This is a genomic window from Streptomyces barringtoniae (assembly GCF_020819595.1).
GTDB lineage: Bacteria > Actinomycetota > Actinomycetes > Streptomycetales > Streptomycetaceae > Streptomyces > Streptomyces barringtoniae.
In genome coordinates this window covers 369,201-382,832 of record NZ_JAJHNP010000007.1, presented here as the reverse complement: position 1 = coordinate 382,832, position 13,632 = coordinate 369,201, and the positions used below count along the sequence as shown (strand labels likewise).

General features: G+C 70.9%; 12 protein-coding genes. All 12 read left to right on the top strand.

Annotated features, from left to right (window positions below):
• The first annotated feature begins 17 nt into the window (after nt 1-17).
• The 12 genes from LMU33_RS15465 (at nt 18) to LMU33_RS15410 (ending at nt 13,613) form a co-directional block, all read left to right on the top strand.
• Entirely contained in the window at nt 18-548 is a 531-nt protein-coding gene (locus LMU33_RS15465) for a hypothetical protein (RefSeq protein ID WP_308280782.1), read from the top strand.
• The gene (locus LMU33_RS15460) at nt 535-2,238 is read left to right on the top strand and encodes a GH3 auxin-responsive promoter family protein (protein WP_228620936.1); all 1,704 of its coding nucleotides are present in this window, start codon (nt 535-537) and stop codon (nt 2,236-2,238) included. Before LMU33_RS15465 ends, LMU33_RS15460 begins: the two co-directional genes overlap by 14 nt.
• A 56-nt stretch (nt 2,239-2,294) precedes the next feature.
• Nucleotides 2,295-3,152, top strand: a complete 858-nt coding sequence (locus LMU33_RS15455) for a class I SAM-dependent methyltransferase (protein ID WP_228620935.1) — start codon at nt 2,295-2,297, stop codon at nt 3,150-3,152.
• Between the two features lies 1 nt (nt 3,153).
• Nucleotides 3,154-4,587, top strand: a complete 1,434-nt coding sequence (locus tag LMU33_RS15450; protein ID WP_228620934.1) for an FAD-dependent oxidoreductase — start codon at nt 3,154-3,156, stop codon at nt 4,585-4,587.
• Nucleotides 4,584-5,738 (top strand): hypothetical protein, encoded by a 1,155-nt coding sequence (locus LMU33_RS15445; protein ID WP_228620933.1) that lies wholly within the window; start codon nt 4,584-4,586, stop codon nt 5,736-5,738. The genes LMU33_RS15450 and LMU33_RS15445 overlap by 4 nt, the downstream gene beginning before the upstream one ends.
• Entirely contained in the window at nt 5,735-6,490 is a 756-nt protein-coding gene (locus LMU33_RS15440; protein ID WP_228620932.1) for a DUF6182 family protein, read from the top strand. The genes LMU33_RS15445 and LMU33_RS15440 overlap by 4 nt, the downstream gene beginning before the upstream one ends.
• Complete coding sequence (locus LMU33_RS15435; RefSeq protein ID WP_228620931.1) at nt 6,483-7,121, top strand: LysR substrate-binding domain-containing protein; 639 nt, start codon at nt 6,483-6,485, stop codon at nt 7,119-7,121. The genes LMU33_RS15440 and LMU33_RS15435 overlap by 8 nt, the downstream gene beginning before the upstream one ends.
• Nucleotides 7,118-7,936 carry an alpha/beta fold hydrolase gene (locus LMU33_RS15430; protein ID WP_228620930.1) on the top strand — a complete coding sequence of 273 codons (819 nt, stop codon included), beginning with the start codon at nt 7,118-7,120 and terminating at the stop codon, nt 7,934-7,936. The genes LMU33_RS15435 and LMU33_RS15430 overlap by 4 nt, the downstream gene beginning before the upstream one ends.
• On the top strand, nt 7,930-8,784 hold the full coding sequence (locus LMU33_RS15425; protein WP_228620929.1) for a class I SAM-dependent methyltransferase: 855 nt from the start codon (nt 7,930-7,932) through the stop codon (nt 8,782-8,784). Before LMU33_RS15430 ends, LMU33_RS15425 begins: the two co-directional genes overlap by 7 nt.
• Nucleotides 8,785-8,829: 45 nt before the next feature.
• Complete coding sequence (locus LMU33_RS15420) at nt 8,830-10,167, top strand: cytochrome P450 (protein ID WP_228620928.1); 1,338 nt, start codon at nt 8,830-8,832, stop codon at nt 10,165-10,167.
• A gap of 50 nt (nt 10,168-10,217) precedes the next feature.
• Nucleotides 10,218-12,053, top strand: a complete 1,836-nt coding sequence (locus LMU33_RS15415) for an AMP-dependent synthetase/ligase (protein WP_228620927.1) — start codon at nt 10,218-10,220, stop codon at nt 12,051-12,053.
• Between the two features lie 165 nt (nt 12,054-12,218).
• Nucleotides 12,219-13,613 carry an MFS transporter gene (locus LMU33_RS15410; protein WP_228620926.1) on the top strand — a complete coding sequence of 465 codons (1,395 nt, stop codon included), beginning with the start codon at nt 12,219-12,221 and terminating at the stop codon, nt 13,611-13,613.
• Nucleotides 13,614-13,632 lie beyond the last annotated feature (19 nt).

The window sequence follows — 13,632 nt, the reverse complement described above, 5'->3', positions numbered from 1 at the left end:
AGTGGCAGCTCCTCTCCGTGGACGACACCCGCCTCGCTCCCGAGCACGCCCTCATAGCCCGACTGCGCCGGAACGTCGTCAAGGATGTGGCGCCGCACCCGGGCGCCTGGTCCCCGGAGTTCTTCGCCACACTTGTGCAGACCGCCGTCGTCCACCTGCGCGACCAGCTGCTGCGCGCCGACGCCGGCACCCCTGTTGTCGTCGACTCCTACTACTACAAGCTGCTGGCGAAATGCCGCCTCGCCGGAGCCGGGGAAAGCCCTCTGCTCGCCTGGTGGCGCACCTTTCCCCGGCCGAACCGGGTGATCTACCTCGACGTACCGCCTGAAACGACCTGGCAGCGCAGTCGGCAGGGGGCCGGTCTCAACCTCCTGGAGCACTACGGTGCGCAGCCGGACCGGGACGGCTTCAGGCGGTACCAGACCGATCTGGCCAAGGTCATGAGGGACGAAATCCAGGACCTGCCCGTCACCGTCATCGAGGAAATGGACCGTCCGGAGTCCACCGCGGCGGCGATACGAGAGGTACTCACCCATGAGTTTGGCTGAAGCCTGGGCCGACCCCGCCCGGTTACGGCGCTACCGCGAGCGCGTCCTTGCCGAACGGCAGGTCCTGCGGGCTGCGTTCGCCGACCCGGTCGGCCACCAGCGGCGGGTGCTGAGCGACCTGCTGGAGTTCAACGCGGGTACGGAGTACGGAAAGCGGCACGGCTTCGCCCGCATCCGCAGCCTCACCGACTACCGCAGGGCCGTCCCCGTACAGACGTACGCCGATCTCGAGCCGTGGATCGAGCGGGCCGCGGGCGGCGAGCAGAACGTCCTGACCGCCGACCGCCCCACAGTGTTCTTCACCAGCAGCGGCAGCACCGGCGCCCACAAGAAGATCCCGGTGACCCCCCGCTTCATGCGCACGACCTTCTTTCCCTTCTACTACGCCGCGTGGGCGCCCCTCATCGAGCACTTCCCGGACATCCTGGATTCTCCCGGCGCGGTCCTGAATCTCAAGCACGACCCCATCGCGGCCCCGCCCACCACAGCCTCCGGCCGCCCGCATGTCGGCGCCAGCCAGGTCGACTTCGGCGCCGCTTTCGGGGAACCGCTGTCCGCAGAGCCCGGCACCGGCGCCCCCTGGGCCACGCTAGCCGTGCCCGTCGCGGCGGATCAGCACGCGGAGAAGATGTATCTGCGGCTGCGCCTCGCGGTGGAGAGCGACGTCCGCTGCATCATCGGCATCAACCCGGCGATGGTCGCCGCCGTGCCGTACCAGCTGAATCTGTGGTGGCCCCGCATCGTCAAGGAGGTCCGCGACGGCACGCTCGGCGGACTGCCGCACCGCACCCCCAACCCCGCCCGCGCCACCGAACTCGAGCGCCTCGCCCACCGTCACGGCACCGTGCGCCCGTCCCACATCTGGCCCCGCATGCGTGCTCTGTTCTGCTGGACCACCGGGCCCGCCTCGCTGTATCTCCCGCGGCTGCGCGAGGAGTTCGGCCCCGATGTTGCCGCCCTGCCCGCCCCCGTGGCCGCCTCCGAAGGCCCGGTGGGCGTGGCCCTCGACCGGCACGCCTGTGCCGGCAGCCTCGTGGTGAACGCCGCGGTGTACGAGTTCGCCGACGCCGACCGGGACCTCGGCCCCGACACCGCCACCCTCCAGCCCCATGAACTGGAGGCGGACCGCGACTACCACGTGGTGTTCAGCCACGTCGGCGGGCTCTACCGCTACGCGGTCGGCGACGTCGTACGCGTCGTCGACCATCGGGACGGCGTCCCCCGCCTCGCGTACACCGGCCGCGCCAACCGCTCCGACCACGCCGGCGAGCGGCTGCGCGACGCCCAGGTGATCAGGGCCCTGCACAGTGCGCTGCATGCCACCGGTCTCGAGTTGCGCAACGCCGCCTGCCGGGTCACCGAATCCCCGCACCGTTCCGCGGGCTACGAATTCGCCGTCGCCCTGCGCACCCCATGGAGCCGGGACGAGTCCGACCGCTTCACCGCCCTCCTCGACGAGGCCCTGCAGCGCGAATCGGCCGACTACCGCACGGCACGCACTCGGGGCCGGCTGTCCGCGCCGGCACTCCTTCACCTGGACTCCGATGCCTTCCTGCGCGAGTGGCAGGCCCGGGTCGAGAGCGGCATCCGGCCCACTCAGGTCAAGGACCGGCTGTTCAGGCAGGACCCGCAGCAGTGGGCCCGGCTGACCGGGCAGGGCCCCGAACGGCGGGGCACAGCAGCCCCCTGAGCCTGGCCGGCGACGAGCCGCCGCGTGCCGGCGCACCGACCAACCGGAGGACCGACATGGGTACATCACTGGACGCCGTCGAGCGCACCGCGCTTCTCACCGCCGCCCTGCGGGCCGCCGAGACCAAGCGCGCGGACCGGCTGTACGAGGACCCGTACGCCGCCGACCTCGCCGGAGACATCGGCCCCGAACTGCTCGCCGAGGTGCGTCACGTCACCTTCCCGCCGGGCCGCGAGCGCACCGTGCCGAGCACCCCCGACTACAACGCGATCCGCACCCGGTTCTTCGACGACTACCTCCAGGAGGCGGCCGAGGACCCGGGCACCACGCAGATCGTGCTGGCCCCGGCCGGCATGGACTCCCGCGCCTACCGCCTGAACTGGCCCGACCGGGTGCGTTGGTTCGAAGTCGACCGTCCGGCCGTACTCGCGTACAAGGACGAGCGGTTCGGGGCGGCCGAGCCGCGCACTGCCCACCGGAAGGTCGCCGTCGACCTCACCTCGCCCGACTGGGAGGCCTGCCTGAAGGCCGCGGGATACGACCCCACCGTCCCCTCCACCTGGCTGCTCGAAGGGCTCCTCTACTACATCCCCGAGCCCGACGCCCACCGCATCCTCGAGCGGGTGGCCGCGATCTCGGCCCCCGGCAGCCGTGTCGCCGCCGACATCGTCAACTCCGCCGCCCTGACCCTGCCCCACATGCGTGGCCTGCTCGATGTCTTCAGCGGTTGGGGGTGCCCCTGGCTGTTCGGCACGGACGAGCCGGAGGAGCTCTTCGGCCGCCACGGATTCGACGTGCGGGCGACCCAGCCCGGCGAGGCGGGCGCCGACTTCGGGCGTTGGCCCGATCCGGTGCCCCCGCGCAGCGAGCGCCACGTGCGCCGTGTCTTCTTCGTCCACGGGCGGCGGCGCTGACATGCCGACCGCAGTGATCGCCGGCGGAAGCGTCGCCGGACTGGCGAGCGCGCTCGCGCTGTCCGGTATCGGGTACCGCGTCCTGGTTCTGGAGCGCGCCCCGGAACCGCCCCAGTCGTCCACAGCCGACGCCACGTGGCAGCGCCCGACCGTGCCCCAGGGCCTGCAGTCGCACACGCTCACCTCGCTCGGCGTACGCGTCCTGCGCGAGCGCGCACCACAGGTGCTGGCGGACGCCAGGGCCGCGGGCGCGCCCCTCCTCGACCTCACCCAGGCGCTGCCCGCCGAAGCCACCGACAGTGCCCGGGAATCCGGCGACAGCGAACTGGTCGCGCTCGGCTGCCGCCGCTCCAGTCTGGAGATCCTGCTGCACCGAACGGTCGGCAACGTGGCCGACGTCACCATCCGGCACGACACCACCGTCGTCGGCCTCGAACTCCACCCCCGGCACCGGAGTGTGGAAGCCGTCGTCACCGGCACGGGCGAGCGCATTCCCGCCGACATCGTGGTGGACGCGACCGGGCGCCGGGCGCTGTCCCGCCGCTGGCTGCACGGCGCCGGAGTCCCCCTGGCCGCCGACCGCACCAGCCCGTCCGGGCTGGTCGGCCACACTCGCTTCTACCGGCTGACCAGCCGCACCCTGCCGGGGCCACTCAGCCGCGGCCATGGTGTCGGAGACGTCTTCGGTCACTACGCGGGTGTGCTGCACCCCGGCGACAACGGCACCTTCTCCATCGCCCTGGGCTCCCTGCCGGGCGACAAGGCGTTGCAGGGCCTGCGCACCCGCCCCGGGTTCGCCGCAGCCGCCCGCGCCACCCCGGGCCTCGCCCCCTGGCTGGAGGACGGCGTCAGCTTCCCCATCTCTGCGGTGCGGGTGATCTCCAGTCCGCCCAACACCCTGCGGGGGGTGGCCGGTCCGCAGCAGTGGCCGGTCCCGGGCCTCTTCCAAGTCGGCGATGCCGCCTGCATCACCAACCCGCTCTTCGGCCGCGGCATGTCGCTCGCCCTCGACCACGCCTTCCGGCTCGCGGACCTGCTGGCCGAACAGCCCGACATCGGCATCGCGCAGCGCCGGGCGGTCGCCCGTATGACCCACGAACTGTTCCTGCCCTGGTACGAGCAGTCCGTGGGATCCGACCGGCTCCGCATCGCCCGCTGGCAGGCCGCCGTCGACGGCGCCCCCGCTGTGCCTGTGCCCCATGGCGATCTGCCCACCACCGAGGAGATCGTGAACGCGGCCCGCAGCGACGGCACGGTGTGGCGGGGACTCATGCGCATGCTCATGACCTTGTCCACGCCCGCGGAGCTCTTCGACGACGACAAGTTCCTCGCCCGGGTCAGGCAGGCGGCCTCCGCCGGTCCTGCACCGTCCCCGCCGCTCAGCCGTGAAGAGCTCGTACGCCGTGTCACCTCGGCAGGAGGGACTCGCAGATGACGACCCTTTCCGTGGCAGGCCCCCGCCCGCGGCCGGACGCGGTGGACCGGCCCCGGGTGCTCCTTGCGCCCATCACCGTCACTCCGTCCAAGCCGCTCACTCCGAGCCATCTCAAGGGGCTGCTGTGGACGGACGTGATGTACCGGGCGACCCGCCCCCTCGCGGACGTTGCCTACCGCTACAGCCACACCACCTACCACCCCACCGAACAGACCCTGGGATTCTGGGAGTTCCTCGACCGCAGCCGTGGTGCCACCGACTACGGCGACTTCACCGAGGAACGGATCGGTGAGCTGTACGTCGCCTTCCGCGCGGCCGAGCGCGCACCCGCGCAGGCGTTGCTCCCGTACGCCGAAGCGGTCGAACGCGGCTGGGTGCATCCGGTGAGCACCCGCATCCTGCAGCTGTGGTCCGAGCACTACGCGGCTCTCGCCCTGCACAACCCGGGACTCCTGCAGCACCAGCCGCCCGGCTTGGGCCTGGACGCCGTCCTTGAACGGCTCACCGGTCTTGGCATGTGCCTGGACCAGCGCGAGGTGGGCGGTCCCGTCTACCTGGACCTCACCCGCTTCGGACTGAACCTGCGCCGGCTGGTCGCTGCGGACGGACGGCCGAACTACCTTGCCTGTGCCCTGCGGGAGCTCATTCCGCTCGCCCCGGACTTCGACGAAGTGGTACTTCTCTACGATCACGAACTCGACCCCGACTACCGGCAACTGGAGCGGGTTCTGACAGCGCTCGGCCCACGCGTGCGGCGGGTTGCGGTGGGCCGGGTGCCCGTCGAGGGCCGGATCCACTCCGCACGGCATGGCGGTTGGCGGGGTCTGCACGCCGGGACGCTCATCGACGCCGCACGTGCCGAATACCACGAGGGCGCCGTACGCCTGGGCATGCGGCTGTATTTCATCGCCGTACTGGGTCCCGGACGGCAGCAGTCGTTCCGCTCGGATCTGCTGCGGCAGTGCATCAAGCGGGCCGCACGTCTGCTGGACGCGGCCGGCCCGGAGACGGACGGGGCGGCGCTCCAGGACCGGCTGGCGCAGCACCGCAAGGACCACGTGTATGTCAACCCCTACCGGCTGACCTCCCACCTCCTCGGCAAGCGCCGCGCCGCTCCTGCTGCCGACCTGCTGAGGACGGTGTTCCTGTGACGACGACGGTGGCTCCCATAACGCAGGACTGCCTGCGCGAACAGGAAGCGAGGCGCATCCGCACCGCCCGTCCCGACCTCGGTGCCCGGCACGACCTGACCTCGTATGACGGCCTGACCGCCGCCTGGTGCGACATCACCGCAGAAGGCGACGCGGGAAGCCTGGTCACGGTGGTGCTCAGGAACTTCGATCTGGCCCAGTGGGTGCGCGACACCTGCGTATTCGCTCTCGGTGTCGGACCGCAACAGGCAGCAGACTGGCGTACGTCCTTCACCCGCACCGTCTTCCTCGCGGGCAACCCGGCGCAGCTGCGGGAGCGGTTCCGCTTCGCGCACACCGCCGACGACGATTCCGCGGCGTGGACTACGCCGGGGCCCGCCGCCCTGACCTCCTCGCTGCGCAGGCTCCTGAAGCTCTTCGACGCACCCGCCGGGTTGCCGCCCCGACCGGACATCCTTGTCGAGCTACCGGACGGACACCGCCCGCCGGGACGCCCGCGAGCTCGCCGCGACCTGTACGTCGCCACCGCGGACTGCACCATCTCGGAGGCTCTGGTGCACGTCAACCACGTGCTGGCGGAAGCCGTCCTGGACGGCCTCATCGCAGCAGGCGACCACTTGGTCGTGCACCAGGTACCCCGGATCGTCGGGCTGTCCGCGCGCCTGGCCACCGTGCGCGTGACCACTGAAAAGCACCTTCCCGGACGGCTGAAAGCGGCCGCTGGGCTGACCGAGGAGGCACTCGTTGCCTGAGCAGACCCTGACCGCTGCCGACTCCAGGACCGTCCGGTTCGGCTACCACGGATCCACCGAGGTGGCTGCCCGCATCATCCGGCTCGCCGGCCGCGGGGAGGCCGACGTGCAGCTGATCGAGTACGACATCGCGGATCCGTTTCGTGGCGTTCGCGCCGGCGAACTCGACGTGATGATCGTGAAGTTCGGCATCAACGAGTCCGACCTGGTCAGCAGCCGGGTACTCACCGAGGACGCCCGTGCCGTGGTCGTCGGCTCCGGGCATCCGCTCGCCGCCCGTGAGTCGGTCTCCATCGAGGAGCTCGCCGACTACGACGCCTTCGCCCCGCCCGGCAGCTTCCCCGCATACGTCTGGGACGACGTCGTACCGCCGCGCACCCTCGCCGGGCGTCCCATCCGCCGCAACCGCCGGGTCCGCACCATCCCGGAGATGATGCGCATGGTCGCCGCCGGCGACGCCATCCACATCTCGCTGATCTCCCTCGCCGACCTCGCACCGCCCGGCATCAAGGTCGTGCCGATCCACGACCTGCCGCCCGCTCCGGTCACCCTCGCGTGGCGCCGCGGCGCCGAGGTCCACGACCACATACGGGAGTTCATCACCACGGCCGAGGCGGAGGCCTCCCGGTGACAGCGAGCTCTGACCTGCCCGGCACCCGGCACCGCACGCCTGTCGTCCTGCTGCACGCCCTGTCTCTGCACGCCTCGATGTGGGAAGCCCAGGAGCGCGCCTTGCGCGCCCGGGGGCATCCGGTACTGGCTGTCGACCAGCGGGGCTTCGGCGAAACCCCGCTCGGCGACAGCCCGCCCTGCCTCGACGTGATCGCCGACGACCTGGCCCGCACGCTCGACGAGCACGGCATGGACCGGGTGGTCCTTGCCGGATCGTCCATGGGCGGCTATGCGGCCATGGCATTCCTGCGCCGCTGTCCCGACCGGGTCGCGGGGCTCGCGCTCCTTTCCGCCCGCGCCACCGCCGACGAACCCGAAGCGGCAGCCCAACGGCTCACGTTCGCGGAGCTGGTCCAGGACCCGGCCCACCGCCCGGCGATCGTGGAGCGCGTCACGCCCCTGCTGCTCGCCCACACCACCCGCGCCGACCACCCCGAGCTACTCGCGCGGGTCCTGGCCGACGCCCACGCTGCCGACCCCGCTGCCCTGGCCTGGGCCCAGCGGGCGATCGCGGCCCGCCCCGACTCCACCGACGTCCTCAGTGCTGCCCGGATACCTGCCCTGGTGATCGCCGGCGCGCAGGACGCGCTGGTCACACCGCAGGAATCCCGCTACGTCGCGGACGTACTGCCGCACGGGCGCCTGATCACCCTCCCGCGCGCGGGACATCTCCAGCCTCTGGAAGCCCCCGAAGAGGTCACTCACGCCCTCTGTGGACTCCTCGACGAAATCGACGCCGCGGCGGGCATCGCGAGCGGAGCCCGGGCATGCTGACCAAAGACCACGAGGACTGGGGCTACACCTCCTCGACCGGCCTCGGCTTCACCCATCACACCATCGTCGACGCGCACTTCCGCGCGTGCGAAAAGCCCTATCTGGCTCTGCTCGGCCAGGCCGGTCTCCACCCGGGACAACATGTCCTCGACGCGGGCTGCGGCACCGGCGACTTTCTGCCGCACCTCGCCGCGCTCGTCGGCAGCGAGGGCAGAGTCACGGCCATCGACCTGGCCGAGGAGAACGCCGTGCTCGCCGCAGACCTCGCGGACACCTGGCACCTGCCCTGCCCCACCGACGTCCGCGCGGCAAGCCTCCTGGACCTGCCCTACCCGGACGACACCTTCGACGCCGCCTGGTGTGCCAACACCGTGCAGTATCTCGATGACACCGAGCTCGCGGGGGCACTCGCGGAGTTGATGCGCGTCATCCGTCCCGGCGGCACCCTCGCCATCAAGGACCTGGACGCCCACCTGATCACCGCCCGGCCCGCAGACCCCTACCTCTTCGCCGACTTCTTCCGCACCGCGGGCGCGGAACCCGGGTACGCCCGCCAGCTCCTGCGCAGCCGCGAGCTCTACCGACACCTCAAACGCGCCGGACTCACCGACGTACGCCAGCAGACCATCCTGATCGAGCACCATGCCCCACTGGCTCCCGCCGCACAGGACTTCTACAAGGCTGCGTGCGCACAGCTGGCCAGGCAGGCCCTGGTGCTCGGCCTCAGCAGCACGTGGCAGAGGTTCGCCGACCCCACCGATCCCGCCCACCCGCTGGACGACCCCGACGGATACATCAGCGAGGGCAACGTGCTCGCCGTCGGCACTGTGCCCAGCACTCGCCACTGACCACGGAACCTGCCGATCAGGCAACGACGAGGAGCCCGTAGAACCATGTCAGCGACCACCACTGTCCCCTGCCCGCCGGCACCCGGGCGGGTTCCCGTCCTGGGCCATGTGCCCGCACTGCTGCGCAGGCCGCTGTCGTTCTTCGAGTCCATCAGGACCCAGGATCCGCTGGTGCGGGTCGAGTTCGGGCCCTTCGGCCTCTACCTGGCCAACGACCCGGACCTGGTGCACCGCATCCAGGTCGACACCGACACCTTCGAACGCGGTCGCTTCTTCGAAGTCCTGGCCGGTCACTTCGGGAATCCGCCGATCGCCTCCGACGGTGCGGACCACCGGCACCAGAGGCGCACCATCCAGCCGGCCTTCAGCCGGACCAGCGTCCGCGGCTACGCCCAGGCCATCGTCGAAGAGGCGGAACGGCGTTTCGCCGCCTGGCAGCCGGGGGTGCCCGTGCCGGCGGACGAGGAGATGTCGGACTTCGTCGCCGCCGTGGTGCTGCGCTGCCTGTTCAGCGCGGATCTGCCCACGGTCGTCGTACGCGACATCCGGCGCACCCTCGGCCTGATCTCGGGGAAGCTGTTCACGGGGACCGTCTTCCCCGAGGCCCTGACGTCACTGCCCACACCTGCCAACCGGCGCTTCGAGGCCGCCATGGATCGCTTCCACGCCGTCATCGACGGGCTGATCCAGGACCGACGGGCCCACCCCGTCTCCGTACCGGACGTCCTCGACATCCTGCTGAAGGCGACCCATCCGGACACCGGCCGTCCCTTCACCGATCGGGAGATCCGCGGTGAGTTCCTCATCCTTGTCTTCGCCGCCCTCGAAACCACCAGCACCTCGCTGACCTGGGCCGTCTTCGAGACCGCCATCCGGCCCAAGGTGCAGCAGCGGCTGTACGACGAGGCTCGGTCGGTCCTGGACGGACAACCGCTCACCTACGACCGGGTCAGGGAGCTCTCCTACACCCGAAAGGTCGTGGACGAGACGCTGCGGCTGCACGCGTCGATGCTCTCCACCCGGCGTGCCCGGCACGATGTCGTCCTCGCCGGAACTCTCGTTCCGGCCGGTTCGGAAGTCGGCTACAGCCCGCGCGCCATGCACCGGAACCCGGACACCTACGCCGACCCTCATCTCTTCGATCCGGAGCGCACCGAGCCCGGTCCCGGCCAGGCACCCCCACCCGGCGCCTATTTCCCCTGGGGCCTCGGGCCGCACCGCTGCGTCGGGGAGCACCTCGCCGCGACCACGATGACCGTCGCCCTGGCCGCCCTCGCCGCCCGCTGGCAGCTGCGCATTGCACCGGGCGCCCGTATCCGAGTGGCAAAGAGCTCCCTGCCGCATCTGCGCAGCCTCCCCCTGCTGGTGACGCCGCGCGGCTGAAGTGGCGCCCAGTCAAGCCGGAACGACCCTTGCGATGAAGGGAGCCCGCCGTGGCCTCAGCAACACCGCTCCACCTGTCCGTCGCCACCGAGGACGTGACGATCACCGGGCTGCTGCGCCGCAACGCCCGTGACTTCGCCGACCACCCCGCCCTCACCAGCGGCATCGGTCCGGACGCCACCACCTGGACCTGGTCGCGGCTGCGCGCCGAGACCGCCGCGCTCGCCCACGGCCTGGCCGGGCTCGGTCTGTCCCGCGGCGAGCGCATGCTGGTGGCGATGTCCAAGCGGCCCGAGCACTGGGCCGCCGATCTGGCCGCGATCCATCTTGGCGCACTGGCCTGCACCACGTACGACACGCTGAGCACCGAACAACTGCGCTTCGTGGCCCGGCACAGCGCCGCCACGGTCGTCGTCCTGGAGGGCGCGGAGCAACTGCGGCGCTGGCGGCCGGCGCTGGCGGAAATGGACCGGTTGCGCGCGGTCGTGGTCGTGGACCCGGACGCGGTGCCGGCGGGTGACCGGCGCTATGTCACGTACGCCGAGCTGACCCGCGAGCTGCCCGACGCGGGCGCCTTCGAAAGGCTCACCGACGCCTCGACGCCCGAGACGCCACTGACCATCGTCTACACCTCGGGCACCACCGGCGATCCCAAGGGTGTGGTGCTCTCGCACCGCAACGTCATCTACGAGTCGATGATGCAGGACCGTTTGGTCGCCGTACCCGAGCATCCACGCACCGTCGCCTACCTGCCGCTGGCGCACATCGCCGAGCGGGTGCTGGGCATCTACATGCCGATCTGCAACGCCGGCCACGTCACCATCTGCGACGACCCGGCACAGCTGCTGCCGACGCTGCAGGCGGTGCGCCCGCACGCGTTCTTCGGCGTGCCGCGCGTGTGGGAGAAGCTGGCGGCCGGGGCGCGTGCGCGGCTTGCGGCGTTGCCGCCTGAGCAGGCCGCGGTCGTCAGGCAGGCGCAGGAGACGGCCGTCGAGGTGTACCGGCTGCGGTCGGCCGGCAAGGCGGTGCCCGCCGAACTCGCCGCCCGGTGTGAGAAGTTGGACGGCGCCGTGCTGCAGCCGATCCGGGCCGACATCGGGCTCGACGACTGCCACCGCGCCTTCAGCGGCGCGGCACCGATCCCCACCGCCGTGCTCGAGTTCCTGGCCGGTCTCGGGCTGTGCGTCTACGAGGTGTGGGGGCTCAGCGAGACCACCGGCGCCGCGACCGTCAGCACGCCGGAGGTCTTCGCGCTCGGTGCGGTCGGCCGGCCGGGGCCCGGCATCGAGGTCCGGGTCGGCGCCGACGGCGAGCTGTTCCTGCGTGGCCCCGTGGTGTGCGCCGGCTACCTGCGCGCCGACGGCGACACTCTGGACATCGAACCCGCCACCGACGCCGACGGCTGGCTGCCCACGGGCGACGTCGGCGCCGTGGACGACCGCGGCCTGGTCGCCGTCACCGACCGCAAGAAGGAGTTGATCATCACCGCCGGCGGCAAGAACATCGCCCCGACCAGGCTGGAATCCCTGCTGCGCGCCCACCCGTTGATCGGCCAGGCCGCCGCCATCGGCGACCGCCGCCGCTACGTCACCGCGCTGCTCGTTCTGGACGAGGAGGCGGTGCCCGCGTGGGCACAGGCCAACGGGATCGATGTGGCGGGTCTGGACGACCTGACCCGCCACCCGGCCGTCCGGGCCGCCGTGGCGCAGGCCGTCGCCGATGCCAATGCCGTCCTCGCCCGCGTCGAACAGATCAAGAAGTACCGCCTGCTGCCCGGCCCGTGGACTCCGGAGACCGGCGAGCTGACCCCGAAGCTCAGCCTGCGCCGCACGGCGATAGCCGAGCTGCACGCGGACACCATCGAGTCGATGTACGCCGAGGACTGACCGCGCGAGCGGAACCTGTCGGCCCGCTCTGCTCTGCTGCGGCCTCTTCGACTCTCCATACCACGACTCTCGATAGGAGCTACCCCTGTGTTCGACCGTCGCCGAACTGGCCGACATCGCCGAACAGCACCCGTTCGTTCTCACAACAGGGTCGCCTTACTCGCGTTGACCTGCATCGGCCAGTTCATGGTTCTACTCAACAACACCATCACCAGTGCGGCACTGCCCGACATGCAACTGCGTCTGGACACGACGTTGACCGGGCTGCAGTGGATCGTGGACGCCTATGTGCTCGCCGTGGCGATGCTGCTGCTCGCCGGCGGCGTCTTCGCGGATCGCTTCGGCGGCAAGCGCATCTTTCTGGGCGGCATGGCCGTGTTCACGCTCGCCTCGCTCATGTGCAGCCTGTCCGCCACCGTCGGCTGGCTTCTGGCCGCTCGCATCCTTCAGGGCATCGGGGCTGCCGCGCTCAGCCCGGCCAGCCTCGCGCTTCTTGCCTCCGGCTACCCCGTGCCTCAGGAACGGGTCAAGGCGATCGGTCAGTGGGCCACCTTCAGCGGCATCGGCCTCGCGGTCGGGCCTGCAGCCGGCGGCCTGCTGGTCGAGGCATTCGACTGGCGTGCCATTTTCCTGATCAACATACCCATCGGCGTGGTGACGCTTGTCGTGGGTGCGCGCATCCTGCCGGACCGTCGCAACCCTGATGCGCCCCCGCTCGACCTGCCCGGTCAGGTGCTGGCACTCCTCCTTGTGGGCACGCTGACCTTTGGGGTCACCGAAGCGGGCGATCTCGGCTGGACGTCGCCGCTGATCCTGTCCTGCTTCGGCGCGACGATCGTCCTGCTTGCGCTGTTCCTCACCATCGAGGCCCGCGTGGCTACTCCGATGCTGCCGCTGCGTCTGTTCAAGCACCGTCTGTTCACCGTTTCGAACGCGGCAATGACCGTCGTCGGCTTCGGCCTGATGGGCTCGGGTTTCTTCTTCTCTCAATTCTTCGTTACGGTCCAGGGCCATTCGGTGATGCGCGCTGCGATGGAGACGCTGCCCTGCTCGATCGCGATGGTGGTGTGCAGTCCGTACGCCGCTCGAATCGCCGCCAGGTTCGGCTTCCGCAGCGTTGTCACCGTGGGCCTGGTCCTTGCCGGGACCGGCCTGGTGACGATGGCTGCCGTGCATGCGAGCACGCCGTACCCGAACGTGTGGTGGCGCCTGGCGATCACCGGTGTCGGCTTCGGCCTCACCATGTCCCCGCTGACCGGAGCGGCCATCTCCTCGGTCGGTCCCCGCGAAGGCGGCCTCGCCTCGGGGATCAGCAGCACCACTCGGCAGATCGGGTCGGTCTTCGGGGTCGCGGTGCTCGGTGCCATCGTGCGCACGCGTCAGGAGCACGGTGCTTCCTTCGGCAGCGGCCTGAACACCGCGTTCCTCACTGCCGGGGTCGTCACTCTGGCCAGCGCCGTCTTCACTGCCCTGTGGCTGGTGCGGCAGCAGGCTCCTGCGGCCGACGCCCCGCAGATCACCCCGACAGAAGCCCCTCAGCCGGCGGTCACCCGGTCCTGACCGACAGCCCCGGACACGC

Bases quoted from the DNA above. Each gene is read 5' to 3' on its own strand.
- LMU33_RS15460 (WP_228620936.1), top strand. From the start codon at position 535: ATGAGTTTGGCTGAAGCCTGGGCCGACCCCGCCCGGTTACGGCGCTAC.
- LMU33_RS15455 (WP_228620935.1), top strand. From the start codon at position 2,295: ATGGGTACATCACTGGACGCCGTCGAGCGCACCGCGCTTCTCACCGCC.
- LMU33_RS15450 (WP_228620934.1), top strand. From the start codon at position 3,154: ATGCCGACCGCAGTGATCGCCGGCGGAAGCGTCGCCGGACTGGCGAGC.
- LMU33_RS15445 (WP_228620933.1), top strand. From the start codon at position 4,584: ATGACGACCCTTTCCGTGGCAGGCCCCCGCCCGCGGCCGGACGCGGTG.
- LMU33_RS15425 (WP_228620929.1), top strand. From the start codon at position 7,930: ATGCTGACCAAAGACCACGAGGACTGGGGCTACACCTCCTCGACCGGC.
- LMU33_RS15420 (WP_228620928.1), top strand. From the start codon at position 8,830: ATGTCAGCGACCACCACTGTCCCCTGCCCGCCGGCACCCGGGCGGGTT.